At 30.5% G+C, this 25,568-nt stretch carries 29 protein-coding genes; 7 read left to right on the plus strand and 22 right to left on the minus strand.

What is annotated here, in order from left to right; translation table 11 throughout:
• Positions 1 to 164: 164 nt before the first annotated feature.
• From ACI48Q_RS20065 to ACI48Q_RS20110, 10 genes are all read right to left on the minus strand, one after another.
• On the minus strand, positions 165 to 1,289 hold the full coding sequence (locus tag ACI48Q_RS20065) for a radical SAM protein (RefSeq protein WP_474920895.1): 1,125 nt from the start codon (positions 1,287 to 1,289) through the stop codon (positions 165 to 167).
• Between the two features lie 574 nt (positions 1,290 to 1,863).
• Positions 1,864 to 2,124 carry a hypothetical protein gene (locus ACI48Q_RS20070; RefSeq protein WP_474920896.1) on the minus strand — a complete coding sequence of 87 codons (261 nt, stop codon included), beginning with the start codon at positions 2,122 to 2,124 and terminating at the stop codon, positions 1,864 to 1,866.
• Positions 2,125 to 2,193: 69 nt separating this feature from the next.
• A complete protein-coding gene (locus ACI48Q_RS20075; RefSeq protein ID WP_474920897.1) occupies positions 2,194 to 2,562 on the minus strand; it encodes an SHOCT-like domain-containing protein in 369 nt (122 codons plus the stop codon).
• Between the two features lie 21 nt (positions 2,563 to 2,583).
• On the minus strand, positions 2,584 to 2,946 hold the full coding sequence (locus ACI48Q_RS20080) for a DUF2089 family protein (RefSeq protein ID WP_474920898.1): 363 nt from the start codon (positions 2,944 to 2,946) through the stop codon (positions 2,584 to 2,586).
• 238 nt (positions 2,947 to 3,184) lie between these two features.
• Positions 3,185 to 5,128, minus strand: coding sequence for a vWA domain-containing protein (locus ACI48Q_RS20085; protein WP_474920899.1), 1,944 nt, complete (start codon positions 5,126 to 5,128; stop codon positions 3,185 to 3,187).
• 175 nt (positions 5,129 to 5,303) lie between these two features.
• Positions 5,304 to 6,539 carry a hypothetical protein gene (locus tag ACI48Q_RS20090; RefSeq protein WP_474920900.1) on the minus strand — a complete coding sequence of 412 codons (1,236 nt, stop codon included), beginning with the start codon at positions 6,537 to 6,539 and terminating at the stop codon, positions 5,304 to 5,306.
• Positions 6,536 to 8,647, minus strand: coding sequence for a P-loop NTPase family protein (locus ACI48Q_RS20095; RefSeq protein ID WP_474920901.1), 2,112 nt, complete (start codon positions 8,645 to 8,647; stop codon positions 6,536 to 6,538). The genes ACI48Q_RS20090 and ACI48Q_RS20095 overlap by 4 nt, the downstream gene beginning before the upstream one ends.
• Before the next feature lie 301 nt (positions 8,648 to 8,948).
• Positions 8,949 to 10,742, minus strand: a complete 1,794-nt coding sequence (locus tag ACI48Q_RS20100; RefSeq protein ID WP_474920902.1) for an oleate hydratase — start codon at positions 10,740 to 10,742, stop codon at positions 8,949 to 8,951.
• A gap of 303 nt (positions 10,743 to 11,045) precedes the next feature.
• On the minus strand, positions 11,046 to 11,615 hold the full coding sequence (locus ACI48Q_RS20105; RefSeq protein WP_474920903.1) for a TetR/AcrR family transcriptional regulator: 570 nt from the start codon (positions 11,613 to 11,615) through the stop codon (positions 11,046 to 11,048).
• 525 nt (positions 11,616 to 12,140) lie between these two features.
• Positions 12,141 to 12,785, minus strand: a complete 645-nt coding sequence (locus tag ACI48Q_RS20110) for an NAD(P)-dependent oxidoreductase (protein ID WP_474920904.1) — start codon at positions 12,783 to 12,785, stop codon at positions 12,141 to 12,143.
• A 373-nt stretch (positions 12,786 to 13,158) separates the two neighbouring features.
• Here ACI48Q_RS20110 and ACI48Q_RS20115 point away from each other — a divergent pair, with 373 nt between their 5' ends.
• Positions 13,159 to 13,740, plus strand: coding sequence for a TetR/AcrR family transcriptional regulator (locus tag ACI48Q_RS20115; protein ID WP_474920905.1), 582 nt, complete (start codon positions 13,159 to 13,161; stop codon positions 13,738 to 13,740).
• 393 nt (positions 13,741 to 14,133) lie between these two features.
• Here ACI48Q_RS20115 and ACI48Q_RS20120 read toward each other — a convergent pair whose 3' ends face one another.
• From ACI48Q_RS20120 to ACI48Q_RS20140, 5 genes are all read right to left on the minus strand, one after another.
• Positions 14,134 to 14,928, minus strand: a complete 795-nt coding sequence (locus ACI48Q_RS20120) for a 4Fe-4S binding protein (protein WP_474920906.1) — start codon at positions 14,926 to 14,928, stop codon at positions 14,134 to 14,136.
• Between the two features lie 171 nt (positions 14,929 to 15,099).
• Positions 15,100 to 15,870, minus strand: a complete 771-nt coding sequence (gene ant(9), locus ACI48Q_RS20125) for an aminoglycoside nucleotidyltransferase ANT(9) (protein WP_474920907.1) — start codon at positions 15,868 to 15,870, stop codon at positions 15,100 to 15,102.
• Positions 15,871 to 15,910: 40 nt separating this feature from the next.
• Positions 15,911 to 16,561, minus strand: coding sequence for a TetR/AcrR family transcriptional regulator (locus ACI48Q_RS20130; RefSeq protein ID WP_474920908.1), 651 nt, complete (start codon positions 16,559 to 16,561; stop codon positions 15,911 to 15,913).
• Positions 16,562 to 16,961: 400 nt separating this feature from the next.
• Positions 16,962 to 17,375, minus strand: a complete 414-nt coding sequence (locus tag ACI48Q_RS20135) for a nuclear transport factor 2 family protein (RefSeq protein WP_474920909.1) — start codon at positions 17,373 to 17,375, stop codon at positions 16,962 to 16,964.
• 677 nt (positions 17,376 to 18,052) lie between these two features.
• Positions 18,053 to 18,394 (minus strand): winged helix-turn-helix transcriptional regulator, encoded by a 342-nt coding sequence (locus tag ACI48Q_RS20140; protein ID WP_474920910.1) that lies wholly within the window; start codon positions 18,392 to 18,394, stop codon positions 18,053 to 18,055.
• A 124-nt stretch (positions 18,395 to 18,518) separates the two neighbouring features.
• Here ACI48Q_RS20140 and ACI48Q_RS20145 point away from each other — a divergent pair, with 124 nt between their 5' ends.
• The 5 genes from ACI48Q_RS20145 to ACI48Q_RS20165 all read left to right on the plus strand — a co-directional run bounded on the left by ACI48Q_RS20145 (position 18,519) and on the right by ACI48Q_RS20165 (position 21,164).
• Positions 18,519 to 19,154, plus strand: coding sequence for an NAD(P)H-binding protein (locus tag ACI48Q_RS20145; protein WP_474920911.1), 636 nt, complete (start codon positions 18,519 to 18,521; stop codon positions 19,152 to 19,154).
• Positions 19,155 to 19,657: 503 nt separating this feature from the next.
• Complete coding sequence (locus tag ACI48Q_RS20150; protein WP_474920912.1) at positions 19,658 to 19,783, plus strand: hypothetical protein; 126 nt, start codon at positions 19,658 to 19,660, stop codon at positions 19,781 to 19,783.
• 351 nt (positions 19,784 to 20,134) lie between these two features.
• Entirely contained in the window at positions 20,135 to 20,320 is a 186-nt protein-coding gene (locus ACI48Q_RS20155; protein WP_474920913.1) for a spore coat associated protein CotJA, read from the plus strand.
• A 17-nt stretch (positions 20,321 to 20,337) separates the two neighbouring features.
• Complete coding sequence (locus tag ACI48Q_RS20160) at positions 20,338 to 20,598, plus strand: spore coat protein CotJB (RefSeq protein ID WP_474920930.1); 261 nt, start codon at positions 20,338 to 20,340, stop codon at positions 20,596 to 20,598.
• Between the two features lie 2 nt (positions 20,599 to 20,600).
• A complete protein-coding gene (locus ACI48Q_RS20165) occupies positions 20,601 to 21,164 on the plus strand; it encodes a manganese catalase family protein (protein WP_474920914.1) in 564 nt (187 codons plus the stop codon).
• 276 nt (positions 21,165 to 21,440) lie between these two features.
• Here the strand turns inward: ACI48Q_RS20165 and ACI48Q_RS20170 are convergent, their stop codons facing one another.
• The 3 genes from ACI48Q_RS20170 to ACI48Q_RS20180 all read right to left on the minus strand — a co-directional run bounded on the left by ACI48Q_RS20170 (position 21,441) and on the right by ACI48Q_RS20180 (position 22,879).
• Entirely contained in the window at positions 21,441 to 21,746 is a 306-nt protein-coding gene (locus tag ACI48Q_RS20170) for a spore coat protein (protein WP_474920915.1), read from the minus strand.
• A 4-nt stretch (positions 21,747 to 21,750) separates the two neighbouring features.
• A complete protein-coding gene (locus ACI48Q_RS20175) occupies positions 21,751 to 21,966 on the minus strand; it encodes a hypothetical protein (RefSeq protein ID WP_474920916.1) in 216 nt (71 codons plus the stop codon).
• A gap of 241 nt (positions 21,967 to 22,207) precedes the next feature.
• Positions 22,208 to 22,879, minus strand: a complete 672-nt coding sequence (locus tag ACI48Q_RS20180) for a manganese catalase family protein (protein ID WP_474920917.1) — start codon at positions 22,877 to 22,879, stop codon at positions 22,208 to 22,210.
• A gap of 616 nt (positions 22,880 to 23,495) precedes the next feature.
• Here ACI48Q_RS20180 and ACI48Q_RS20185 point away from each other — a divergent pair.
• Entirely contained in the window at positions 23,496 to 23,909 is a 414-nt protein-coding gene (locus tag ACI48Q_RS20185; RefSeq protein WP_474920918.1) for a DUF3888 domain-containing protein, read from the plus strand.
• Between the two features lie 81 nt (positions 23,910 to 23,990).
• On the opposite strand, the gene ACI48Q_RS20190 is transcribed toward ACI48Q_RS20185, so the two are convergent.
• From ACI48Q_RS20190 to ACI48Q_RS20205, 4 genes are all read right to left on the minus strand, one after another.
• The gene (locus ACI48Q_RS20190; protein WP_474920919.1) at positions 23,991 to 24,125 is read right to left on the minus strand and encodes a hypothetical protein; all 135 of its coding nucleotides are present in this window, start codon (positions 24,123 to 24,125) and stop codon (positions 23,991 to 23,993) included.
• Between the two features lie 277 nt (positions 24,126 to 24,402).
• On the minus strand, positions 24,403 to 24,864 hold the full coding sequence (locus tag ACI48Q_RS20195; protein WP_474920920.1) for a hypothetical protein: 462 nt from the start codon (positions 24,862 to 24,864) through the stop codon (positions 24,403 to 24,405).
• Positions 24,865 to 25,107: 243 nt separating this feature from the next.
• On the minus strand, positions 25,108 to 25,311 hold the full coding sequence (locus ACI48Q_RS20200; protein ID WP_474920921.1) for a hypothetical protein: 204 nt from the start codon (positions 25,309 to 25,311) through the stop codon (positions 25,108 to 25,110).
• Complete coding sequence (locus ACI48Q_RS20205) at positions 25,283 to 25,474, minus strand: hypothetical protein (protein ID WP_474920922.1); 192 nt, start codon at positions 25,472 to 25,474, stop codon at positions 25,283 to 25,285. Before ACI48Q_RS20205 ends, ACI48Q_RS20200 begins: the two co-directional genes overlap by 29 nt.
• Positions 25,475 to 25,568 lie beyond the last annotated feature (94 nt).

A 25,568-nucleotide genomic window follows, 5' to 3' on the forward strand; every position in this document is an offset into this window, starting at 1 on the left:
ATTTGATCTGGAAAGACATATGGAACAAATTTATAAAATCGTCTTTCTACAAGACAGTCCGGCGTGTTTTCAATTAACAAAGGTACTGATAATTCCTTTTTAAACGAACTAATTACAGATATTCACCCAAACAGCAATGCAACACTTATGATTCATAAAACACTCTAAAAACTCATCAATTCTGGTTTATAGTCCTCAGGCAATTCTTCTTCACTTAAAAATTGAAAATTGTCATCATTCAGTATTGGGAAAAATGCTTCATAGGGAATTCTATCGAACTCACAGGCATAATCATTAGCTCCAAACCATTTTCCCTCTTTACTACTTAAATTTAATCCTCTAGCAAATTTTGTATAGTTTGAGCAATCATGAACTGCTAAATCCCAGTTTTCTTCATCGGCTATTTTCATGAATTTAAAAGTTAATTCCCTGCTCCAAGTTGGAGATATGTAGCCATGTCTTGAAATATACATGTTATCCTCAGAATAGTTATCTATGTTATTCTCATTTAAATGTAGTTCCGCACAGTTAATAAAATCTAGCTTTGTATCTAAAATTGCTTGCTTTTTCTTAAAAAATCCTTCAAAAAATTCAGGAGTCATCGGAGTTTCAATACCCACATTTTTAATATATTTTTTCGCAATTCCAATATTCTCAATAACTTTATCTGAACAGTTAGATGCACCAAGATTAAAACGTATCTCATCAAGACCAGCTTCACCTAATGCCTTTAAAGTCTCTTCTGTAGCTAAAGTTCCATTTGTGTATAGATGTTGATGAATCCCTGCATCACTAAATTTCTTTATAACGGAATAGTATTTTTCAATTTCCATGAAGGGCTCTAAATAAACGTAGGAAATACCTGTAGGTTTCTGGTGAATGGAAAGAAGCAAATCAATATCCTTCTCATAAAATTTAGTTCCCCCAATTTCCCACATACCTTCTCCAATGGGCGGAATATCGTCTAGTTGTCCATAATTATAACAGAACTTACACACTAAGTTACATTTGTTGGTTTTTCTAATTGCACTTAATCCAGTTCCTAAAAGACAAGAACGACACCCCTTTGAGAATTTATTTTCATTCCCCACAAAAAAAGTTCTATTTTCTAAAGTCTTTAAACCTTTAATTTCTGACATTAATTTATCATTTCTCTCATCGATGACTGCCTCAATTTGTGCTAAGGTAGCATAAATGATTTCCTCATATTTTACACTAAGCCCCTCATCCTCAGGTAATTGGGCAAAAAAATCAAACCATATCAAAGCATCACTCTTTGAAATTTTCATAATGTATCCTCCTCTAATTAATCCATTAGTATAAAATTTTTTACACTATTTTTTAGATTTTCTCTTTATCCCATCGCTACCATTGCTAACACTCCCATCTTCTATAAGTGGGAGCTAAGCACTGCTACGCGCCTGGACGTGTGCCCTGTGGGTATAAGTTCTTCTAAGCTTCAGCTGGATTAAGGTATTCCTTTTAAGCAAACTCCATCTGAAGCTAAGAATCACTTGATATATCAAGGGCTGCAAAGTTTTTTACACAAAAAAATAATGCCTCCCTTTTTTGGTATAATTGAATTCACTTACAACGTAAGACTATCCAAAAGGAGAGTGTCATTGTTGACCCCAATTATATCATTTTTATTCCTATATAATCAATATTTATTAAAACAGATGGATCAGTTACTCTTAGAACTCTTCAATGAAATCAATTAAACAGAAGGCAGTTTTATACAATGAATTCTGTATAAGGCATCTTCAAAAAATAAATAAGTCAGAATGCTCGTATATTTGACTTATTATTTATTTTCAGATGCCTAAAACCACCTTCTTAAATTCTAAATTCATAATATTCTCTTTACAGAGTTATGATTACTTCATCGCCATCCGTTGATGTAACTTCCACCAATTTTAGGCCTCTATAGCCCTTTAGATATTTTATGCTCTTGGCAAGTTCATCAAAATCTATGCAGTCAATTATATCCCTTTGCTTCTGATTAAGATTATTTCCAAATTTCTCTATAGCATAGGAAGTTATCCGACATCCTAAACTTGCAATACTTAAAGGTATGGGAATAAAAAAGCTTTTACCATTTTTTTCTCTTATATAAATTCTCATTGTATCGCTTCCCTTCCAAATTCCTTTTTCTGCACAAAAGAATTATTACTGCCTGTGCCTCCAATGCAGTTATTCAACAACAATCTCAACGTTGTCTCCTTTTTCACTTTTCACATCTACAATTTTACCGTCCAGTCCATCACTTACAGCCTGAAGAATAGCCTGAATGTCTATATCCTCTATACCTTCTACCCCTTCTATCTTAGGTATTCTCTTAATAGCTCCCCCTAGGGTTCTTATGAACTTAACAGGTATATTTATATTTACGTTGTCTCCATTTTGTGAATTAACTCTAATTTTTAGCATTTTATCTGAGTTAATTACTGCAGGAACATTATTTTTAGAAGCATATAACACCTCTATAAGTTCTCCCGCTTTCTGCGCATCAATTTTTCCCTCTTCCAGCATCTTTAATACCTTCATAACTTCTTCATTCATTTAATCCACTCCCCTTTAAAACTACTTTTTTAATAAATTTATTGCTTGTTCTGATGTAATTTCTCCTTTTTCAAGCTTATCAATTACTTCGGAACTATTATCTGCTTTCTCCCTAATAGGTGCATACCCCAGTGAAACAATTAAATCTTCAATTTTGCTTCGAACTGTAGGATAAGATATTCCAAGTTCCTTTTCAACGTCTTTAATATTCCCTCTACATTTTATGAAAATTTCTGCAAAATTTAGTTGCTCCATAGTTAGGTAAGAAAACTTAGAAAGTTCAAAGTCATTTTCAATAACAGTATTACATTTTTTACATGTTAATTTTGTAACTGTAAGCTTGGAATTACATACAGGACATTGAGTTAATATTCTATAAGCCATACAAATCACTCTCCATAATTGTATTATACTCCCTATATTTATATTTTCAATATTTATTTAAATTTATGTTATATATTTTTATTTTTTAATTAATTTTTTTAATTTATTTATTAATATTCTTTATTTATCTATTGTTGATTAAAAACAAAAATTCCCTCAAACTTTTAGTCTGAGGGAACATAAAACACACTATGGAATTTTATAAAAAACCTTTAAAGCCTAATTTTTATTCTGCCAGCTAATTATTAAAAATAGACTGCATATTTTTTCTTACTGCTTTTAGCAGTTCTTTTGGCAGTTTTTCCACTTGTTCACCAGTACTTACTCCGTGTGGTTGTTTGTATCCTTCATTCCATACGAAGTTAAAGATTTTTTCATTTGTTTCGCTATTTTTTCCTATTTGAAAAGCATACACTTCAACATTTTTAGATAATAATTCTTGTACAGCTTCTTTTGATGATCCTGGAAAACTTGATGCACCATCTGTAACTTCAAAGACTATCTTTATTTGTTTTCCTTTTTTAAGTTCACTTTCCTGTAGGGACGTAATTCTATTAGATATTTCCCTAAGACAGCTTGCATCATCTGTTGCTCCATCTGTTGCATTTAGCTTTACGATTGAGCGAATTATATCGCTTTTCTCTTTTTCTTTCACATTTTTATCGTTAAATTCTTTAACATTATAATACTTACTTCCAAAAAACCAAGTTTCACTTAAAACTTCTACTTTTTGATTCAATTGCTCTGCATTACTTTTCAAATATCTATTAAAATCATCTATGGATAGCAAGGTCACTGCCAAAGCTTTTCTAGCCGCCTCAATTTTTGATTCATTCATTGATCCTGAATTATCTATCACAAAAGAAATCTCTATTCTTTCAGGTAATATATCTGCTTGAGTCTCTAATAAATATCTATTGAAAATGGGAAGATTTTTATAATTTCCCTTTTTTTCAGCTTCTACAAAATCTGGATAAAAATTAATAAAACTATCCACATCTAGCTTTCCCTTTATTTGACCATCTTTTTTTACACTTACTTCTTTTTTTGCGTCCCCTATTAACTTTTTCCAAAATTGACGCATTTGTTCTCTTTCCAATTTCATTTTATTTGAATAAAATTCAAACAATTGTTGATCTGATTGGCTAATCCCATAGGCCTCTAAATCTACCTTGCCTTGCATAGCATTTTCTATACTCGTACTTATTTGGTCTTGTTGATCCATCATTTCTTCTAAAATCTTTTCCACTTCTTCTTGAGTAGATTCTAGTGAATCTGGTATCTCATCTGTCTTTGACTGTTCAAAAGGATTTTCACTTCCTTTGACCTGCTCTTCTTTCTGTTCTTTTGATTTATAAAACATCATTTCATCAATTTCTTGTTTCCATAATTGCTGAAAAGTTGGATAGATGAAAGAACCAATGAATGGATCTCTCTCTATAATTCCTTGATTATTATTTATCTGTCTAATTAATTGATAATGGATAAAATCAAAAAAAGGCTGATTAAAAATTTTTCTATCAAAGGGATTTTCAACACAGTCTTCAATTTTAGGCTCTATTTTATATAATTCAATAATAAAAAAGCTATTTGCAAAAGCTCTATGTCTAGGCATTTGAGAAATTGACTCAATGGTCTTACCTGTTTTTTTCATATATGAAACAATTTTTTTAAAGTTTTCTTCATCCCTATATATAGGACACATCTGCAAAACTCTTAGAAATGATGTCTGTTTATCTAATAGATGTAACAAATCAAAAATTTCTTTTCTCACATAATTAGAAATAACTTTAGGTTGATATGCACGGTCATTTTCTAGTCCTTCTTTTTTTATCCTAGCCATAATATAGCTTGTCATGTGATCAATTTCTTTCTGCCAATGTTTTTTTCTATTCAGATATTTTTTAGTTTGCTTTTTCCAATCAGGATATAAGGCTAGCTCATAATAGATATGCCACATAATTTGATTGTCATCTAATTTTCTATCCAAAAAACTTTCCAAGGGTAAGTACAAAACCCCTTTGGAAGGATTTAATATAAATCTTTGTAGTTTTGAATCAGGAATATACATCAGACTAGAATCTCCTGTAAATGTGGCTAATGAGCGTTGTTCTTTTTGTAGAAATTCTTCGCAATGTTTTTTAGATTCTTCAATTAGTGTTTGTTCATCAAAGTCAAACATACTCATCCCTCCTATTAGGCATCTGAAAATAAATAATAAGTCAAAGATGGGAAGTATATTTTGAGTTAGACAAGGAAACAGGTTCCGCAGATAGTAGAGGTATCTAAGGGTTCTGTTGACGCAGTATAACACAAAATAGACGAGCATATTGACTTATTTATTTTTTGAAGATGCCTTAATACAGCGCCAGATTCCACAAGTCTTTTGGTGTATCAATTCGATTAATGTTTAGCAGATTTAATTTACCTTCTATATCCATCAGCAGATATTTTGAAACATCTAATTTAAGGACATTAGTAAAAAATATATCTTTAATGGTTGCATCTTCATTTAGATACCAACTTCCAAAATTTTCTTCAAATAAGTATATGATTCCATCTTCACTTAAAACTATAGCTGTGCCTTTTTTAGATTGAACATCAAACAAATTACCTTTTAAATCATTCAATTCTATTTTCATAGTTTTTGAATCTTCATATAAAGAAAATATCTTAAGCTGCCCTTTATTGCCTGTTACCATAAGAGAATTCTTGCTACCACTTTCATCCTCTAAACATCTGATTTGCCTTATTTCATCATTTAGAAAATCAATTTTTTCTGTAATAGTAAGCTGTCTGTTCTCATATTTGATAAAATATAAATTTCCCATCTTTGTTCCAACTACAAAATAATCATCATTTATTTTTTCTAGTGCAGTCCAATTTGGAATAATGCAATATATATCTTTATGAAAAACCAAATCATATTCATGATTTTCTTTTATTATTTCAAATAAATTTAACTTTTCATCTCCATTTTCCACTACAAATAGACCATCTCTAATTGCTAAACATCTTCCAAATCCATTAAAATCATGATTTGTTTGAACCCTTTTAACTATAATCTCCCCATTAATATTAGGAAGCTTATGAAAATTATCGCTTGAAAGTAGATAGCATCCCCCTCTTACTCCCAAAAGTAAAATTTCTTTGTCATTCAATTTATATATAAAGGAAATTGTCTCTTTTATTTCTTTAATAGGAGGACTCCACTCTCCTTCAATTTGATTATAATCAGAAAAATCATCTGCAATGTCTATATAAAAAAATTGAACTTTTCTATCTATACTACTTGTAATAAAAAGATTTTTATTAATCCTCAATGTAGTTTGTAAAAAACTTTCAAAACTAAAAGCTCCCAATTGCTTTATCGGATTTATCCTCATTGAAGTCTTTTGGATATCATTTGCATAAACTCGATAATAGGGAATTAAATCAGTCAATAACTCTTCTTCTATTTTTAAAAGTTTGTTTAATTGTTCTTTAAAACCATCATCTAAAATTCCATCTCTTTGGCATTCATTCAGCTTTTCTCTTAGATCTTTAACTTGACTCTTAAAATCCTTGACCTCTACTGACAAATTCATTTTCATTTTTCTTCTCCATTATCTTCTAAGTATTCAAGTAGATCTTTTGAATGCTCTAAATGAGATAATTGTTGGTCTAGTTTTTGATACTCTGCCGCATCAATTCGCGATGAATCATCAATAGCAGCTTCAAAAGTTTCTTTTAGTCCTTTTGGCAAAGTTTTTCTTGGAGTTCCTTTCCCAAATATAAGATGAACTACATCTAAATAACTTAAAGTTTCTGTTAATGGGCGAACATAGTGATATGGACGAGTACGAATTTCATCATAAGTTGTGGTTGCTTCTCCTATGCCTTTTACCTCAACCTTCCATCCTTCCCCTATAGGAAAAAATCCAAAACGTACCGCTTGTGAGAGAATATAGTTTTGGTCGTCAGGATAAGTAATTGAACTAATAAAGCCATCCCATAAAGCTTTACTCAAGTCTTTTTCTTCCCCTCCATTCCAATTATTTAAAACGTGCAAAATATTACGAATTGATAATACAGACTCCCTCAGCTCTAGTTCATCCATTCCGCAATCTTTTTGGGCTTCGTCATCTTTCCATTTGCCCATAAAAACATTTTGAGTGACCCTGCACAATTGAGAAAATCTAAACAATTCTTCTAATGTTCTTTTTGAATTAGAAAGATGGATATTTCCATTTTTATCAGCTAATCGTGCTATTATTATTCTAAAAAGTTCATTTTTTTCTGGGAACTCCTGATCTTCTAAAGAACCAATTGTCTTTTGAGGTACATAATTATATTCAATGGTTACAAAACGTGATTTAAATGCTGGATTTAACTCATTGGTTCCTTCATAATTGACCATTTGACTTGACAGGTTTCCTGTACCAATGAATCCAAATCCAGGCTTAATGAGAACAGGACCAACTCCTGTGATATAAGCTGTATTTCCTGCGTGACGCTGCAAAATATCATTTAAAGCAATTAAGTTTTGCATGGCAATTGTATTTAATTCGTCTACGATTACAGGGCGGCCTTCTTTTACTGCAATCAAAATTTCTCTTTCTATTTTTTTGATTTCAGTACCAAAAGCACTATTACTTGCTACCAATAAATCAGAAAAACTTTTCCATATTTGAATCTTAAGCTGCAACTGTTCTTCATCAGTCATCTTCTCTAGTCTAGTTCTGTGCTCATCCATCCACTCATAAAAATCTCCTATAATCATGTTCAGATAATCCGCAAAAGATCCTTCAGAGAAACTGTGTTTGAGGGATAAAGTTTTCTCTACAAACATATCTTCATAAGTTAAATTGTGGGAGCCAGATATAAACAGCGGCTGTAAAGATTCTATTTCCTCTTTACTTCCATTAGTTAATATATTTTTATAGTGAAGCTTTCTTTCTTCATTAAATTCTCCAAATTTTTGAGTAGCATCCTTTTCTGCGGCATTTGGATTTACAGAAAACCAATCTTCCATTTTATCTTCTAATTCTCTTTGTATTCTATTTTGAATAGTAAAATCTAGAGCTGCTTCAGTGGCTAATTGTGTTTTTCCACTTCCTAAATGTCCTACAATATATACAGGAACACCTAAATTCAACGAATCTATTACTTTTTGTTTTGCTTCAACTACATAAGGTACAGTTACCAAACGCTGCTGGTGTTGGGTTTCTATATCGTTTATCAATTGACGTTTATAATAAAATTCCCATGCTTCCGGAGAGCTTTCTAAAATTGTCTCCAACTCTTTTTCTAATTTTTTTATGCAATCAACCCGATATCTTGTAGCTGAATTACTGCCATAATTACTGTAATTATTACTCTCGCTATTGACCCTTCTTTCCCAATAAAGGAAAAACTTTTCATATTCAATTGAATTTTCAATTTCTTGTATCTTTTTACCCTTGTTTTCTGTTTCTTCTTCCACATAAGCTTTATATTTTTCGTAATAAACATTGTTTTTTCTAGAATCTAGAGGAATTTCATAATTCCTTTCTTCAAATTTTCGAAAAGCCTTAAAAAATGCCCCTTGTTCTTCTATTTTTTTATTATTCTCGCATTCTGATGATTTTAAGGCTTCTTTGCGTAAATCATCTTCATACCAACTTTGCATTTCTCCTATAGCAGGAATATAAACTTGCTTGAGATTTATTTTTTCTTTCACAGAAATTTCCTCCTTTGCAGGATGTTCTAGGCATCTGAAAATAAATAATAAGTCAAAGATGGTAAGTATATTTTGAGTTAGACAAGGAAACAGGTTCCGCAGATAGTAGCACTCTCTAAGGGTTCTGTTAACGCAGTATAACACAAAATAGACGAGCATTCTGACTTATTTATTTTTTGAAGATGCCTTACTATATTATTAATATACCAAGTAGCCATATGAATAATAACTACACATAAATTAAAATCCCGATTTTTTTAAAATTCGGGATTTCAATCAAATTATCTAACTGTAAATGTCATTAAACAATTCCATATTCTTTTAATAACTTTTCAATGTCTGTTCCTGCTACTTGTTTTAAAATTTTACGTTTAGTCATTGGTGGTAAATCAAGTTTTGGTTTTTCTCCATCTAATAAACATACACCTGCATTTAATAAATAGCGCATATCATATCTTGAACCAAATACCTCAGGAACTCCTTTTTCAACTCCAGTTAAAACATATACTGCTTCCATTGCTGTACGTCCTGAATATTCTATAGTAAATACAGTATCACGGCCTGGATCATCTAATGTTTCAGCAAATTGTCCAAGGAAAGCGAAGTTTACTCCATTCTTTGGTACAACATATGGACGATCTCCAGCTGCACGAGGCATAAATTGAGATGTAATATATGGCATCATAACAGGAACTGCACTACATGATCCTGCTAATTCTTCAATTTTATCTGTAGGAACACCTATATGATATAACCATTCTTTTGTAATTTCCTTACCAGTACAATCTCTCATAGGTTTTTTAATATAATCTCCAGGAACATCAGAGAATAAACCATATACCCAAACAACAACATCTTTTTCTGGTTGTCCATAATATTGTTCTTGACGGTTTATTGTCCAACTCATCAACCATGAAGAATCAAGAGCTGAAACTATTCCACCTGTTACAGTACGTCCGCCATATGGTGAACGTTTTGTGATTTTTTCAATGTATTCAGGAACACGTTCATCATGACAAGTTACTGTACAAGATTCCCAATTTGATTTTTCTGTATCTGTACAGAATTTATCTGGTCTTCCAAATTCATCTGATTGAGCTGCTATATTTCTCCACAACTTCCAGCATCCTTCTGGTTCTCTATTAAATGGTGCAGGAGTATTGTCATCACCATATCCTGAACCTTCAGTCATAGAACCGTTAGTAATAAATACTAAGTCGTTTTCTGTTAAATCAATAGAAATATCTTTTCCAGTTTTATCTGTCGCAACTATTTTCTTTGCAACCTTTTTATCATCTGAAATTGAGAATTCAACATTATCAACAGTAACTCCATATTCAAATTTAGCACCATGGTCTTGTAAATATTTAACCATAGGTTTTACAAATGAAGTATATTGGTCATGTTTTGAAAATTGTAGAGCTGAAAGAGTTGGTAATCCCCCAACATGGTGGATAAAACGATTCATATATAATTTCATCTCTAAAGCACTATGCCAGTTCTCAAAAGCAAACATTGTTCTCCAATATGTCCAGAAATCAGTGTTTAAAAGTTCTTCTGAAAAAATATCTTCAATAGTTTTATCTTCAAGTTCTTCATCTTGCATATTTACAAAAGCAGCTAATTCTTTTGCTAAGTCTTGACCCAAATTGAATTTACCATTGTCATAACGCTCACCTTGATTTTTAGTAATACGACAATTGCTAAAGTTTGGATCATCGTAGTTTGTATAATAAAAATGATCTAAAACAGTCATATTAGGATCTTCTGTAGATGGTAATGAACTAAATAAGCTCCATAAAACTTCAAAACAATGACCCATTTCACGTCCGCCACGTGCTACATATCCCGCATTCTGACGAACTTGACCGTCTAAAGATCCACCAGGAATATCTAATTGTTCTAAGAAGGTAATCTTGCTGCCATCCATATGAGCATCACGAATTAAAAAACAACCAGCAGCCAAAGCACCAATTCCTGTACCAATTAAATAAGCTTTTTTATCTTCAATTCCTTTAGGCTTTCTTGCATTCACTAAAGAATGATAAGTTCCATTTGTAAGCGTAAGTCTATCATCATGTGTTTTTAATTTCATTATTATCTCCCTCTTTCTTAATTTTTTAATAGTTTTTCAAATACTACTATTATATTTAGAGTCTTTCTATGTCCACTCTATTAGTATGCCTACGTGATGTAATAAATGATAAGTCCTTCTTTAACTTTGTGGATACTTATTATCTGTAAGATCTCTATAAATCTATGATATAGTTTTTTTGTGTCCTTTTCATTAGATAAACAAACTGCGGTGTTCGAAATTCGAACACCGCAGTTTATTTATCTAATTTTTAGGCATTGAGGTCAAAATGTCTAGTAAAAAGAAATCTCCTATTACTTTTTACTAGGTATCATTTAAACCAGCACTTCGCTTAAGGGACAATTCGATGTTTCCATCGAAGAGATACCCGATTCGTTTAATGATAGTATCAGGGTCCTCCTTCATTCCGGCAGCAATCCAGCGTAGTACCATTTCAGTGAGGGCACATTGATAAAAGGAGGCAATCAGTTTTTTATCTCCTGAAGATGCTGAGATACCATCTCTTACTCTTTCAACATACCGAATCATAACATTTCCTGCTACATTGTATATATAGTTCACTAATTCTTCCCTCTGCATGGAATTATATACATGATAAATGGCTGTTTTGTTTTCTAAAGCAAATTTAGCAGCCACAATAAAACTCTCCTCCCAGGAAAGTGTATCATTATATTCATCAATGACTGTCTGAAGTTCTGTTTGGAAGATCTCTGACAGAAGTGCATATACATCTGTGTAGTAATAATAAAAAGTATTTCTGTTGATCTCACATTCTGTAGCAATATCCTTAACTGTGATTTTGCTAATTGGACGCTCATTCAGCATCTTTATGAATACCTCACGAATCATTTTTCTGGTATATTGCTGTGCCAAGTCGCCACCTCCTTGTGTTTCTTTGCTATGTTCATACAAAGTTTCTTTGATTATACCTTATGAAATCTTCTAAAGATTCAGGTAAACATTTCTTACAAATATCTCTTTTAAATATTGCTTCTCCACCAAATTATGTACTTTTTATATATTTATTTTTTAATTTCTCCATGAATATATAAATATACTATGTTATTTTAAGTAATGATATCATTGAAGTAAATGTATAAATAATTAAATCCCATTCCAGTGTTTGATTATTATTGTCTTATGGCTTATACCATTAATTCCTTTACTAAGTTCAGAAAACCTTTGATTTTCGTTATTAAGCAGATTCCTTATTATTAAAAGCTGCCTCTATTCCATCTATATTCAACACTTTCTATTTGGTCAGTATTCAACCGAAAAGTGCCTTCTTGCAAAAAGAAAGTACCTATACTATTATAACTCTACAGTGATTCATTCGTAAATACAAGCGCTTGTAATTTATTCAAGGATAGAGAAATATATAACCGAACTCCTGACTTTCTAACCTGAAATAAATGGACAGCGTTTTATGTAGTCTTCTTTAGTAATCTGATTTATTAGAAAATCCGCAATATCCATATTATCAATTTTTGTACCAGGTACACATTCTAGACTCTCCTTAGTTCTTCCAATAGGAGATCCTTCTTTTACCAATGGTAACCGTACAAGTGTCCAATCCAAATCACTCTTCATAAGAATTTCTAATTCATTCTGTTTATCTATCATCATTTTGGAAAAAGTGCATCTCATCATTATTGCTATAAACTTATTGAAAATATCTTTTTTATCTCTTGGATCATTAAGTGGTGCACCTGATACTACTATGTACCTACTAATTCCATCTTCTTTCATAGCATTTACGATATTATCAGTTACAAGGCTATATATAGGTTCAGCCTTCGGAGGTTGACCTACTGTACTTATTACTACATCGCAACCTTTAAGTAAAGTTCTTATATCATCTTTGTTCGTTGCATCACCTTTAACTACATCAACATCATATTTAGAATTTGATATTTTTTCAGGATTTCTCATTAACATCCTAACTTTATAGTTATTTTCAATCGCTTTCTGTACTAAAAATCTACCTACTTTCCCTGTGGCACCGACAATTGCAATTGTTTTTTTATTAGTTATCTCATTCATATATCCAACTCCTTATTTGAATTTTTACCACGTTATTAAGCACCTCAAATAACCGCCCCGTAATTTATGGTCTTATTTTACATAGCTGTAAACTATATTTATAGCATACTTATTACTAATAATTTCTAATCTCTCAATCTCATTAAGATAATTGATTAAAATATTCTTATAGATATAAATGTTTTCAATGTGCCTCCTGAAGTATCTAATTTAAAACAAAAATTGATTTATCAACAGATGTTAGATATGATTATCCTATCAAAGCGAATATTTCAATTCAATAGGTAAAACATCTGAATTTGTTGACTAATCAACAGAATGATGTTTTTTGTTCATTAAATTCAATTCTAAATTTAATGTAAAGGAGAATCCAATGGACAGACGAATACAAAAATCAAGAGAGGCTATTATGAATGCTTTTGTCTCACTAATGACAGAAAAAAATTTTGATCAAATTTCAATAAACGAAATTGCAAATCGAGCTAATGTAAATCGGGGTACTGTTTATTTGCATTATGTTGACAAGTATGATCTGTTGGATAAGTGCATAGAAACTAACTTAAATCAATTATTTGAAAGCTGCTTACCTGAAGCAAATTCAACTGACTTTACTTATGAAGCATCTCTTCTTCGAACCTTTGAATATTTGGAGAAGCATTCTATCTTCTATACCACTATGCTGACCAATAAAGGTATACCTGCATTTAGAAATCAACTGCTGACCATAGCACTACAGAATCTGAATAAGCAAATTGATATCAGCCATATACATAATGATCTAAATAAGGAAATCCTGGTACATTTTCTTGTCTATGCTATAGTTGGCGTTTTGGAATGGTGGATTATCCATTCAATGCCGTATCCCGCCACAGAGATGGTAAAACAGTTCTCGTTGATACTAAAGCAATTTCAGTTAGCAGAAGGATTCTCAGATTATAGTAGATCAATGGAATAAAGTCATGAAAGTCAAATCATTCTTCGCCTATGAAGACAACTAAAAAATCGAGGCAAAAAAGTATATTCTTCACCCCGATTTTTGCTCATTTTTTGCTTTAATACCATAACATTTTATAATCAAATTGACCACATTGCCACCATAAAATAGAGGACCTGTAATCAAGTCTTCTTTAATCTTTGTATTGTGGTGGATCACATTTACTACAATAAATTATTGATTATATCTTATTTAAAATCTAAAATATGGATATGATTATAGTAAATCATTATTTATAAAATTCAACCATCCAAGGATAAAAAGCCATGAACCCTTTAATTAGAGTTTATGGCTTTAGCTTTGTTTTTTATTTGAATTAAGATTTCCCTTCTATATGTTAAATACATGAGGTAATTATACCCCCGGATTCTTAGATTCACAGGGTACACTGATACTACATTTGGCACAGCCATACCGAGGGGCAAATCTTGACAGAATTTCTCTGTCGATATATTTTTCACAAATTTGATTGTCCTTGCCTTTGTCAGTAATGGCAATAGGTGGACATCTGCGCATGCAGGCCCCACATTTTCCCTGTGTGAGATATAAGCAATACTCATCGTAACTTTTGTAAATCCGCTTTGTAGGTGTAAGCTCCAGTGTGGTGACCACGCTGCCTAAGCGTCCGGCTGTTCCTTTTTCTGTGATGAGCGCCCGTTGAAGTCCAAATGTTCCAAGACCAGCTGCATATGCAACATGTCGTTCGGACCAATTTGAAATCCGGTTTACAACTTTAAACCGGGGATCAAGACAAGGTGCAACGGCATCGGCACTCATTTGCTTCAACATTTCAACCAGAAAAGATCGAACCTCATTATTAAAAACTTCACCATCGATTCTGGCGGATACCCATTCTTCAGAAGGAAGACCCGGTGCCCGGTTCGTATCGCGCACTTCCTTTGTGAACGGAAGAAAATATGAAATCACCGATTTCGCACCCGGCAGCCATTCCTGCGGAAGAACAAAACCTGGTCCGACAATACCGGGCTCACGAAATCTCTGAAAGAAAGGATCGTCTGCAGAAGCAATGCCCATAAGAGGCACGTCATACATTTTCATTCCATCGTGGGCGGCAATCGCGTTGTGTAGGCTCATTTCGATGAACTCATATAATCTTGTTTTGATAATGTTATCTTGATTCTCATTCATTTTTAACTCCTCCATCGTATATGCATTGATTTTAGCAAAAAAATCTCTTATTGCTCCAACTGTAATAACCTTACCTTTAGGAGTTTGCTTCATGGTTTTGTTGTATTCAATAAAACAGTCATTTCAGTCATAATACTTATCTCGAGATTATTCACACAATTTGAAAGGTACTCAGATGTTAAGACAAGACTCTATAGACTTTTTCATATAATTAACGAGTGACGCCACCTCGGTGTCCATTCCTTCCCACTTATCAACACGCTCTCCTAAATAAGCCTTTCTCGCTAAGTCGAGTAATGCTGCATGATATTCAGATAATTGAGGTATTGCCCATTCTGCGGCCTGATCTTTTGAGCTAATTTCACTGGTGAAAGCTGTAAACCACATTCTAGCTAAAGTTAAAATGACATTGCGTTCGTCACCTTTTATATCCTCAATCAACCCATGTAAAGATTCTTTAATAGCCCTTTGAATATCTTTTATTGGCACAGGCTCAAGTACTTCTGCTGCATTTACTCCAAAAAGAGTAATGCTATTCTCTCTTGCCTGAGCTAAAAGAATTGCTAAATCTGGATCATAAGTTGGTCTAGGAATTTCTCCTTTTTCAAACTGCTCTCTTAGCCACTCCCCATACATAAATTCATATTTAGGCGGAAAATGCCAAGGAAGTATATCATTTTTATTGATAACCGTAACTTCAAGTGGTCTTATAGCGTTTATGTTTCCTATTTTCCCAGATATAGTCATTAGCCTATTTGTAAGATCTCTTCGAGTTTTTTCAGATAAACCATGCTTTGTTACCACCAAAATATCTACATCGCTATTAATGCGTAAACCTCCCATTACAGCAGAACCGTATAAATATACCCCGACTAATATACTATCAAGCAGTTCCTCTATCATTTCGATTGCTTGAATTGCTTCCTTTGGTATTTTTTTCATTAAATAATCATCCCCCTTAACTTTTCTATGCTATAATCTACTATTTATCCTCTTGCACAAGCAATGATAACTCCTTTAAACCTTGGAGCATATCCTCTGATAAAGCAGGAACGCCTATTTTGTCAAAAGTATCTTTCATAAAACCGAAGATATTTCGCATTTTTTCAGGGGACCATTGATATATCCATGGATTTACCCATACATTTAGGAATAATAAAATCATTTGCGATAGCTCGTGAGGTCGTTCAGCTTGAATCGTGCCGTCTTTTATGCCATCCTCTATAACACTGGAAAGTAAATCAGATGCAATACCAAGGGTATCATGCATATGCATTACCAATAGTTGCGGATTCTTTTGATATGAATTACTTGAGTGATTGGTAATTTCTTGCTTAGCTGATATAATAGCAAGCGATAATACTTTACGTAGCTTTTCTATTCCAGACAAATCACTATCAATTATGATTGACTTTATAGGGTCAAATCTCCGCGCCAACATCTTTTTATTCACTTCTTCTAAAACTTCTTCTTTTGACTTAAAATGATGATAAAACATACCAAAAGAGCCGTTCACCTCAGCGTAAATATCTTTAACCGATGTGTTTTCATAGCCTTTTTCAATGAATAACTTTTCAGCAACATTTAAAAGTTCATCTTTTCTTACTTCTGGCTTCTTTACTATTCGTGCCATAAATATCCCTCCCTAACAGAGCTACACTCTGTTGGTATTATAATATACAGAGTATAGCTCCGTCAAGGAAGTAACAAAAGAATGGAAATCCAATGAATGCCGAAGTTGAATTGTGGTTGCCAATTAAAAGTTAGATTTTTAGACTTTTATTGATATTCTTAATACTTTCGGCTTCTTTCTAAAAAGAGAAATGGGTTGTGATATAAGCCAAAAAAATAGACGCTCATTTCTGAACGCCTAAATTAAAAAAGGGACGCCATTTTTCACAGTATCCCTTAACTTTTAAATTTATTCTATTGTGTTTCCACACTCCATATCAATAACCACAAAAACATTAATATACTTTTTTAACTGTTTATTGTGGTGGATCACATTTACTACAATAAAAAGATTATCTCTTTTAACCTTTAATAAGGGTGGTCTCCTGACCTTTTTTAATTTCAGATTCAAATGATAAAGTTCCTTGATGGAAAAACATTTTCCATTTTCCATTAGTATATCTCCATATTGAACTTCGAAGAGAATACTTTTTCTTTTCATCCGCATTATTATGCTTTATTACCTTATATAGTGCTAATATACAATCATTTGATAATTCTTTGATATTAAAATCAATGATTTCCCAATTTGAAATAGTGTTATCATTCTGTTCTTGAAATATATCCCCTCTCTTATAATGGTACTCATTTCCTGAACTGCAATACTCTACATAATCATCTGTTAATAATTCTTTTATCTTCTCTGATGATTTTCTCACTTCTAATTTTACCAATTCATTTTCTAGGCTTAATATTTCTTCTCTTATACACTCCATTTTTTATCCCTCCATTTAAACCCATCTTTAAACATGTATATTCCATATAGAATTGTACATTCCTTTGTTTAAGATTTTAAAAATATGGATATGATTATAGTAAATCATTATTTATAAAATTCAACCATCCAAGGATAAAAAGCTATGAGCTCTTTAATTAGGACTCATAGCTTTAATTTATTTAAGATACTGTATCTCCTATAATTTTCATATGATATTAAGTATCATTATCTTAAATTATATCATATTATAAACAAAGAATTATTTTTCAGTATATTAGATCCTTACTTTTTACTATTTATAAACTCCTAGCTATTAATTATTATTCAATATAATATTCTTTTATTAGCTAGATATATCTTCATAATAGAGCTATTTTTAGTGATTCTAATATACTCTCACATTATATATAGTTGATTCATATAATAAATTAAGAAACAATTATATAGGTATTGTTTCTTAAGGGTATTACTATAGTGACAATTAATTAACTCATTTATTAAAAATCAATCTAAATAATAATTCTATAAATGTACTATTTAATGACTTCCGAATCTTATAAAGATGAAAAGCCATGAACCCTTTAATTAGAGTTTATGGCTTTAGTTTTGTTTTTTATTTAAATTATGTATCTAAAGTTAATTTAATTATATCAACAATTTTAATTTAAATATATCTTACTTATGAATATTATTATAATGTTCATACTCTTTTGACCATTTTTCTAATTCATCTAATACAGGTAAAAATTTTTGACCAATTTCTGTAAGAGAGTACTCTACTTTAGGTGGTATTTGATTGAATACATTTCTGTAAATAATTCCATGCTCCTCTAAAGATTTTAATTGCTTAGATAAGGTAGCTTGGGTCATATTAGGTAACCTTCTATGTAACTCCCCAAATCTAAGCGTTTCAGCACTTAATAAATATATAATTAACATATTCCACTTTCCACTTACAATTTTTTGTACTTTTGCAAATGGACAATTTATAAATGATTTAACCTCATAATCTTTCATAATCTACCTCTTTATACTATCTTTTATAATACTACTATCTTTTAAAATAGTACTTAACAAAACTATTATACTTTGATAAAGTAAATCTATCAAGATAATAGAATTATAAGGAGTGAATTTTATAATGAAAATTGCGGTTTTTGGTGCAACAGGAGGAATAGGAAAATTTGTTGTAAAACATGCTTTAGAAAAAGGTTATCAAGTAAATGCTTATATTCGTAATCCTGATAAACTAAAGGTCAAAAATAAAAATCTTAATGTATTTGTAGGGCAAGTATCTGAATATGATAAAATTAAAAAAGTTATAGATGGCTGTGATGCTGTAATAATAGCTTTAGGTATATCTATGAAGTTTGGATATGAAGATATTAGTTCAATCAAGGCTCATGAGGATATTGTTAGGGCTATGAATGAGACTAATGTAAAAAGGCTTATAGATTGGTCAACTCCATCAATAAAGTACAAAGAAGATAAAGCCTCTTTTGCTACAATAGTTCCAGGAATTATGGCATCAATGTTTTTACCTAAAGCAAAAAAGGTTCTTAAACAGGTAAATAATATAGTTATTAATTCTAATTTAGATTGGACAATTGTTAGATTTATGGCTCCAAAAGATTCTCCATTCACAAAAAAAATTAAAGTTAGCTTTGGTGATATTAGAATGAATTTCAATATTTCCAGAGAAGATATTGCTTATTTTATGATTAATCAAGTAGAAAGCAATAAATATCTTCATTCTATGCCTATTATAGGTAGTTAATATGCAAGGGCCCTAAATGACGTAATTAAACTTAATTTGGAGTACCTATTTATAATGATAATACAATATCTATTTGCGTTTTGTGATATTTCATGCAAAATCACTTCATATAAATGTTCAATATCAATTGATAAAATCTTTTGTTTAAGATTTAAAAATATGGATATTATTATAATATCGTTATTCATTATAACTTCCGAATCTTATAAAGATGAAAAGCCATGAACTCTTTGATTAAAGTTCATGGTTTTAGTTTTGTTTTTATTTAAATTAAGAACTAATAACCGTTTTAGATTTTTCATGTTTTTGCTCCCATTGTTCTTTTGTAACCTGTGCGGGACAGATTTCAAACTATTTTTCTGTACACTTTAGAAAAATAGTTCGTATTAAACTATCTTTTATTTTTATAAGATGACTTGTAGTTTAAATATCATTGCCTAAGTAAATTAATGTATAATATAAATTTACTTAGGTAATGATATATTAGGATAGGAGGTGATATCATGGAAAACAATAATCAAAATAACAATAAAAACAATAATCAAAATAACCAAAATAATAATCAAAATAATAATGAAAATAACAATAAAAATAATAATAAAAATAATAACCAAAACAACAATAAATAATATATTTCAATTCTACTTTATAAGAGAAAATGAAATCTTTTCCTAAATATTATAGTAAAATAGCAATAAAATCAGTATTAATCTAGATTTTATTGCTATTTTATTATAATAAGAATTGCTTAAAATTATATGTATCTTTTTGATTTATAAACAATGCTTACTTAACTGAATAAAGGTTTCTTCTATTAAGTTTGAAGATTTTAATAAGTTATAGTTCAACATTTAAATTTACGTTTATATTTTTACATATTATACTAAATATCTGATATTTTATTCATATTTTGTCACAATTTATTATTATTTTACATATCATATTATTAACTATATAAAAATTAAAGGAGGCTAAAATTGATGTCTCAGAAAAGTGATTATTGCAATTGTGATACGTATAAATATAGAAAAATGCAATATGCCAGAGCCTATGTATTACCTCAAATATATGAAAATTTATTTCCAGTAGATGTAGCTTTAAGAAAAGGTACAATCTTTAAAGATCTTTATATGCCTTACTATGAAGATGAAAAAAGTAAATGCTAAGAGGTGATATTGTGGATATGGATAATTTATTAGATTCAATAAAAATGTATCAATTTTATGCTATAGAACTTAACTTATACCTTGACAACTTCCCTTGTAATAAAGAAGCTATCGAAGATTATAGAGCTATATCTCATATTCTAGATAAATTAGTTAAGGAATACGAGAAAAAATGTGGCCCTCTTACTAATTTTGGTTCAGCTTATATAGAGAATCCCATACGTTGGGTAGAGCAGCCTTGGCCTTGGGAAAATTATGTGTGGGGAGGTAAAAATTAATTATGTGGTACTATGTGAAAACTCTAGAATATCCTATTAATCTTAAATGTAAAGATCTAAAAATGGCAAAATATCTTATGTCTCAATATGGAGGACCAGATGGTGAATTAAGTGCCGCATTAAGATATTTAAATCAACGTTATACCATGCCTACTGGAAAATCAAAAGCTTTACTAACTGATATAGGTACAGAGGAAATGGCCCATGTTGAAATGATTGCAACTATGATATATCAACTTATGGAAAATGCAACTGTAGAAGAGCTTGAAGCTGCCGGTCTTGGCGCTCATTATACAGATCATGGCAGAGCTTTATTTTATACAGATGCTAGCGGTAACCCTTGGACAGCAACCTATATACAAGCTAAAGATGATGTAATTGCTGACCTTACTGAAGACATGGCTGCTGAACAGAAAGCAAGAGCAACTTATGAATGGTTATTACATTTAACAGATGACTATCAAATTAAAGATATTTTAAGATTTTTAAGAGAAAGAGAAATTGTTCACTTCCAAAGATTTGGAGAAGCTCTTGATGATGTTCAAGAAAATTTCTGTCGTAGATAGTAAGAATAATTTATATGTATAATATTTAATAAATTGAAAATACCATATTTAATTATTATTTTTGTATTTTTGCAATGCTTAACCTTCCTAATCTAAATTTTCATAAAATGTAGCTCTAGAATAGGGTTACATTTTATTTATGCAATAATACAATAATTTAAATATATTTGAGAAATACTATAAATACTCTTTATTATAGATACTATTACATGTTTATATAAAAATAAATTTATAAGAAAAGCTATGGATATTATGATAATCCATAGCTTTTTTATATTATTGCTGAGTTTGATCTATTACACTTTTTGATTCACTAAAACTAGTAGTTAATTGTTGCATAGGTGAATCATAAGGCTTAACCCATCCTTTATTTACAGCTAACTCTGTAAGAGCAGTATGTCCTCCAACCATTTGATTCAATCCAGCAGAATATATAGATCTCAATTCTGGAGTACTACTTGTCAATGTAGCATTAAGATACGCATCAGATGCAGCTTTCCCAGAAGCTAACATATTTATAGATATTACTTCATCATTAATGTTAGCATTGTTCTTGATTAGATTTCCAATTAAATTTGACATCATATTATGCCTCCCCTGGAACTATTACTTGATTTTCATTAATAAATTGTTGCAATCCTTTTATTCTACCCTCTGCTGCCAATGCACCAGATTCACCCTGTTTTTTTAGACTTTCATCTGTCATTAATGCATTCACTGCTTTTTGTACAATTAGTCCTTCTTGTTCCATTTTTAACATTGCTGCTAAAGATAATACTTCTTCTTCTGAAAGTTTTCTCATATTCTACCTCCGATAAATATAATTTGTTCGCGTTCTTATTATGTGATTTTTTTAAAATTAATATTCATGTATAACAACTAAACTTTATAGTATTTTTAACATCCTTTTTCTTAAAAATAAGCTTGAAAGTATTATTGTTTTTATTATGTAATACTTTTTTGTATATAGTAAAAGATCTCTATTTGAAGTCCTTTTATTATCCATCATTATTTAAAAATACAATACATCTGTATCTTATTAATTATTTCCTTGGATTTTCAAATGAAGGAGGAGTTGGATTTGGTGCTTCATGATCTGGTCCTGGATTGGATAAATTAAAGTAAAGTTTGGAATCTTCTGTAATCCCAAAATCTTTATTTGAGCCACTTTTTTGAACTTTGTTTAATGCTTCTCTAAACAAAGCATTATGAGCTTCTTCTCTATTAAGTAAGAAATCAATTGTTGCTCTTACTTCCTTATCATCAATTTGACGATATAAATACTCATATACAACTTTTGCTCTTTGTTCAGAGGCTATGTTGGATAATAAATCTGCAACTAAATCTCCTGTAACCGTTACATAATCTGCTGTCCATGGTGCTCCTGATGAATTAATTAATACCGGTGATAGTCCACACTGCACATGAGTCTGTATTTCACCACTTGTAACCTTTTGATTATCTACATCATGACCATTTAGTAAATTTATTGTTTGTGCTACCATTTCCATATGACTTAATTCTTCTGCACCGATGTCTAAGAATAAATCTTTAATTTCAGGGTCTTTTATCCTAAAACTCTGAGAAATATATTGCATTGCTGCTTTTAGTTCACCATTTCCTCCCCCTAGCTGTTCTTGCATTAATACCGCATATTGAGGATTAGGTCTTTCAACTTTTACTTCATGTAATAATTGTTTCTTGTGTTCAAACAAAACTAACACCTCCGTATTTTATACTTCGAAGTTATAGTTTCCTATAATCATTTTATTTATTCTCAAGGGCTCATAGCTTTAATTTATCTAACATACTGTAGCTCCCTATAACTTTCATATGATATTAAGTATCATTATCTTAAATTATATCATATTATAAACAAAGAATTATTTTTCAGTATATTAGATCCTTACTTTTTACTATTTATAAACTCCTAGCTATTAATTATTATTCGATATGATGTTCTTTTATTAGCTAGATATACCTTCATAATAGATCTATTTTTAGTGATTCTAATATACTCTCACACTATATATAGTTGATTCATATAATAAATTAAGAAACAATTATATAGGTATTGCATCTTAAGGGTATTACTATAGTGACAAGCAATTAACACCTTTATTAAAAATCAATCTAAATAATAATTCTATAAATGTACTATTTAATGACTTCCGAATCTTCTAAAGACGAAAAGCCATGAACCCTTTAATTAGAGTTTATGGCTTTATTCTATTTAATGGACTATTTTATATCATTTCCTTGTCTTTATTATTAATAAAAATATATGAATAATCTTTTTTATATTACGAACTATAATATTGAGGTGATATGATGATTAAAAAACTAAATATATTATTCTTAGCTTTAACTTTAATGTTATATTGTATATATGTTACTCCAGTATCAGCTATAACATCTAATAATTACTCTAATATCTATAAATCTAATACTGAAAATAAGCAACCTCTCAAAACTCCTGAGCGTGCTTTACTTATTCGTGTGTTTTATACTTACATACAGGATGCATTTAAAGAGCAGAATATCCCTGCTTGTGATTTTGATGAAGAAAGCTCAACTGTTCTATCTGTAAATAAATTATCAACTGGGGAATATGAAATCAAATTTTATATATCGACATATACTAATTCACATAAGCCGCCCTATAGAATTTATATAGTTACTGTAATTACTGATGGAGTAAACACAAAAGTAACTAACATAGAGGCGAGAGAGCCTATTTCATAATATTATTTTCGACAAAAATAAAAAGCCATGAATTGCACTTAGATGTGTGGTTCATGGCTTTAGCTTTGTTTTTTGTTTAAATTAAGACTTAATAACCGTTTTAGATTTCTCATGCTTTTGTTCCCATTGTTCTTTTGCAACCTGTACTGGACAGACTTCAAACTCTTTTTCTGTTCTCATTAAACATTTAGTGTAAATACAATTTTTACAGTTCATTATTTTCACTCCATCTTCTATAATTATATAGAATTTTATAGAACATTTGTTCTTACTTTATTATACTATGGGTTTATATTTTTGTAAATTCTTGCATAAAAATAAGAGCAGCAAAATGCTACTCTTATAGTGGTGGCAGTGTTCCTATACCTTCACCCTTAAATTTTAGCGGTGGCGGAGTTCCAGAACCTTCTCTTTTAAATTTTAGTGATGGTGGAAATTCATGATCATTATTATATTTCATGCAAAATCACCCCAAATATAATATTCTATATATTTATATTTCTTCTAATTTAGCTATTTCTTCCTCTAATTTAGCTATTTCTTCTTTAAGATAATCTATTTTACTATCTTTATCAATTTTATTTTTTATAAAATTTAATCTTTCTTTTATTTCTTGAAGTATTCTAGAATAATAAATATCTTCCGCCTCCTCTTTACTATATAGATCGCAGTTACATTTGCAATTAACATCATAATTATTTTCAAATATATCTTTCGGTTCACATTTACAAGATTCTTTAATTATGTTCTCTATAGATTCATTTTTCTGTTTAAAATCGCTTTTTACAACCCAGATATCTTTTCCTACTTGGTCACATTCTTTATAGCTATCTAAAAAAAACTTAAATGTTATAAATTCTCCTTTATTTCCGAAAACAGGTATACAAGTTATTCTTAAATTTAAATCATTATTTTCCTCACATAATTTTATTAGCCTTAATAATTCTTCTCTCATCTTAATACTCCCCCTATAATATTTTAGTCTGTATTGACTATCTATGCTTTTGTTATAGTCGTTATCGACTATGGAATCAAGGAGTTTTAAAAAGAACTTTCCGACAAAATACGCAAAAAAATAAGCCATGGACCCTTTAATTAGAGTTCATGGCTTTAGTTTTGTTTATTATTTAAATTAATACTTATTAACCTCTTATAGTGGTGATGGCGTAATTGAGCCTTCCCTGTATAGTCAAATCCTTTATTTATTTAATATTTTTTCTATTCCCTGTGGACTTAATAAAGTAGGTTGTCTTGCCCCTAGCTTTCTATAATCTTCTCCTTCAATCATATTTAAACTTTTAAGAACTAATCTATCTTGAAGGGTTCTTACTGGGATGTCAGTTTCTCTAGCAACTTCTTGAAGGGTTTTTATATCAGATAGTTTCATCGTAACTCCATCCATATATATCTGCATCTCCAAAACCTTCTTCTACTGCTTTTGATTCGCATTCTTCATTTGTTTCGCCTTCAATAGTTGTAACTACTTCAACCTCTGTTTCAAAATCAACATCATCCCAACTTTTTTCTACTCCATCTTTAATTTTAAATACTTGTAAGGTTAACATAATTTATATCCCCTTTATACCTTAACTGCCTTATGGTCAGTAGTTTTATAAACTTTCTATAATATTATTATACACCTACGTAAACGTATAAACA

It is taken from the genome of Clostridium sp. LXY-7 (assembly GCF_056172015.1).

Coding starts and splice junctions, on each gene's coding strand:
- ACI48Q_RS20110 (WP_474920904.1), bottom strand. CDS start 12,785: ATGAATGAGATAACTAATAAAAAAACAATTGCAATTGTCGGTGCCACA.
- ACI48Q_RS20115 (WP_474920905.1), top strand. CDS start 13,159: ATGGACAGACGAATACAAAAATCAAGAGAGGCTATTATGAATGCTTTT.
- ACI48Q_RS20100 (WP_474920902.1), bottom strand. CDS start 10,742: ATGAAATTAAAAACACATGATGATAGACTTACGCTTACAAATGGAACT.
- ACI48Q_RS20085 (WP_474920899.1), bottom strand. CDS start 5,128: ATGTTTGACTTTGATGAACAAACACTAATTGAAGAATCTAAAAAACAT.
- ACI48Q_RS20075 (WP_474920897.1), bottom strand. CDS start 2,562: ATGAATGAAGAAGTTATGAAGGTATTAAAGATGCTGGAAGAGGGAAAA.
- ACI48Q_RS20175 (WP_474920916.1), bottom strand. CDS start 21,966: ATGAGAAAACTTTCAGAAGAAGAAGTATTATCTTTAGCAGCAATGTTA.
- ACI48Q_RS20065 (WP_474920895.1), bottom strand. CDS start 1,289: ATGAAAATTTCAAAGAGTGATGCTTTGATATGGTTTGATTTTTTTGCC.
- ACI48Q_RS20140 (WP_474920910.1), bottom strand. CDS start 18,394: ATGAAAGATTATGAGGTTAAATCATTTATAAATTGTCCATTTGCAAAA.
- ACI48Q_RS20200 (WP_474920921.1), bottom strand. CDS start 25,311: ATGGATGGAGTTACGATGAAACTATCTGATATAAAAACCCTTCAAGAA.
- ACI48Q_RS20145 (WP_474920911.1), top strand. CDS start 18,519: ATGAAAATTGCGGTTTTTGGTGCAACAGGAGGAATAGGAAAATTTGTT.
- ACI48Q_RS20135 (WP_474920909.1), bottom strand. CDS start 17,375: ATGGAGTGTATAAGAGAAGAAATATTAAGCCTAGAAAATGAATTGGTA.
- ACI48Q_RS20080 (WP_474920898.1), bottom strand. CDS start 2,946: ATGGCTTATAGAATATTAACTCAATGTCCTGTATGTAATTCCAAGCTT.
- ACI48Q_RS20165 (WP_474920914.1), top strand. CDS start 20,601: ATGTGGTACTATGTGAAAACTCTAGAATATCCTATTAATCTTAAATGT.
- ACI48Q_RS20170 (WP_474920915.1), bottom strand. CDS start 21,746: ATGTCAAATTTAATTGGAAATCTAATCAAGAACAATGCTAACATTAAT.
- ACI48Q_RS20205 (WP_474920922.1), bottom strand. CDS start 25,474: ATGTTAACCTTACAAGTATTTAAAATTAAAGATGGAGTAGAAAAAAGT.
- ACI48Q_RS20155 (WP_474920913.1), top strand. CDS start 20,135: ATGTCTCAGAAAAGTGATTATTGCAATTGTGATACGTATAAATATAGA.
- ACI48Q_RS20160 (WP_474920930.1), top strand. CDS start 20,338: ATGGATAATTTATTAGATTCAATAAAAATGTATCAATTTTATGCTATA.
- ACI48Q_RS20130 (WP_474920908.1), bottom strand. CDS start 16,561: ATGGCACGAATAGTAAAGAAGCCAGAAGTAAGAAAAGATGAACTTTTA.
- ACI48Q_RS20190 (WP_474920919.1), bottom strand. CDS start 24,125: ATGAACTGTAAAAATTGTATTTACACTAAATGTTTAATGAGAACAGAA.
- ACI48Q_RS20090 (WP_474920900.1), bottom strand. CDS start 6,539: ATGAAAATGAATTTGTCAGTAGAGGTCAAGGATTTTAAGAGTCAAGTT.
- ACI48Q_RS20150 (WP_474920912.1), top strand. CDS start 19,658: ATGGAAAACAATAATCAAAATAACAATAAAAACAATAATCAAAATAAC.
- ACI48Q_RS20070 (WP_474920896.1), bottom strand. CDS start 2,124: ATGAGAATTTATATAAGAGAAAAAAATGGTAAAAGCTTTTTTATTCCC.
- ACI48Q_RS20120 (WP_474920906.1), bottom strand. CDS start 14,928: ATGAATGAGAATCAAGATAACATTATCAAAACAAGATTATATGAGTTC.
- ACI48Q_RS20195 (WP_474920920.1), bottom strand. CDS start 24,864: ATGAGAGAAGAATTATTAAGGCTAATAAAATTATGTGAGGAAAATAAT.
- ACI48Q_RS20185 (WP_474920918.1), top strand. CDS start 23,496: ATGATTAAAAAACTAAATATATTATTCTTAGCTTTAACTTTAATGTTA.